Source organism: Caballeronia udeis, from assembly GCF_044909315.1.
Classification (GTDB): domain Bacteria; phylum Pseudomonadota; class Gammaproteobacteria; order Burkholderiales; family Burkholderiaceae; genus Caballeronia; species Caballeronia udeis_A.
The window spans coordinates 1-1,485 of record NZ_JBIYEB010000088.1; the positions used below are offsets into that span (position 1 = coordinate 1).

The following is a 1,485-nucleotide window of genomic DNA, read 5'->3' on the forward strand; positions in this document are numbered from 1 at the left end:
AGTCGGCCCTGAACAATCACCAAAGCCTTTACTGACGGGCGTTTAAGGGCGAAACCGGATTGCTGGAATTGCAGGATACGGGCATATTAATACATGAAACCCTGCAAATTCTGACGAGGTCCGAATGGGTCCGAAAGCACGTGTGACAGAGCGAGATTTCTTTCGCCAACCGCTGCTTGAGCAGATCAATTTGAAGCATCCCTTGGTGCGTTTGGCCGGCTTGATCGATTGGGAGCGCCTGGGCTCAGCGATGAGTGAGAGCTTCGTGTCCAGTGCCGGACGACCCGCGACATCACCGCGCTTGATCGCGGGCCTGCTCTATCTGCAACACGCATTTGACCTGTCTGATGAGGACGTCGTTTGGCAATGGGTTGAGAACCCCTATTGGCAGGTCTTCACTGGCGAGACGTTCCTGCAAACCGAGCCGCCGATCGATCCTTCGAGCCTGACACGCTGGCGCAAGCGCCTTGGTGAAGCGGGCGTCGAAGAGCTGTTGGCGGCGACGATTGAGGCCGCCAAACGTGCAGGCGTGATCAAGGCGTCGAGCGTAAAGCGCGTAATCGTCGACACGACGGTAATGCCCAAGGCAATCGCCCATCCAACCGATTCACGCTTGCTGGAGCGGTGTCGCGAACATCTGGTCAAGGCCGCCGCGCGCCACGGACTCAAGCTCAGACAGAACTACAACCGCGAGGCGCCGCGCCTGGCCGTGCAGATTGGCCGCTACGCGCACGCCAAGCAGTACAAGCGCATGAGAAAGACGTTGCGTACGCTGCGCTCGCGTGTGGGCCGGGTGATGCGCGATGTCGAACGGCAAGTCGACCGAGCGTCGGACTCGGGTCGCATTGCGCTGCTGGAACTGATTGCCCGTACGAAGCGGATTCTGTCGCAGAAGCCCAAGGACAAGAACAAGCTCTACGCGCTGCATGCACCGGAAGTCGAGTGTCTGGCCAAAGGAAAGGTTCGCACACCATACGAATTTGGCGTGAAAGTATCGATCACGACCACCCACAAGGAAGGGCTGGTCGTTGGTGCTCGCTCAATGCCGGACAATCCGTACGATGGGCACACGCTGGCCGAGGCCTTGGAGCAGGCGGCAATCTTGAGTGATGTGAGCCCGGAAGTGGCGATTGTGGATCGCGGCTACAAGGGCGTCGCGATCGACGGTGTAAAGATCTACCACCCGGGCTTGAGGCGTGGCATCACGCGTGGGCTACGGGCGATGATCCGACGGCGCAGCGCGATCGAGCCGGCCATCGGTCACATGAAGATGGATGGCAAACTCGATCGTAACTGGCTCAAAGGCGCACTGGGTGATGCGATGCACGCGGTACTGTGCGGCGCCGGCCACAACCTGCGGATGATCCTCCGGAAGCTGCGGTTTTTTTACGCCCTTATGCTGGCCATGCTGCTGAACTCGGCCGCTCGCGTGTGACCCTGGCGACTAGACCCCCAGCTGAGAAAACTAATTGTTCAGGGCCGACT

The 1,485-nt window shown here is 59.5% G+C and carries 1 protein-coding gene; it reads left to right on the top strand.

Annotation, left to right across the window (positions count from 1 at the left end):
• Window positions 1–124 precede the first annotated feature (124 nt).
• Window positions 125–1,435, top strand: a complete 1,311-nt coding sequence (locus ABH944_RS44575) for an IS5 family transposase (RefSeq protein WP_404615832.1) — start codon at window positions 125–127, stop codon at window positions 1,433–1,435.
• The last annotated feature ends 50 nt before the right edge of the window (window positions 1,436–1,485 follow it).

Excerpts from the sequence above, each read along its gene's own strand:
- ABH944_RS44575 (WP_404615832.1), top strand. The coding sequence starts at position 125 with ATGGGTCCGAAAGCACGTGTGACAGAGCGAGATTTCTTTCGCCAACCG.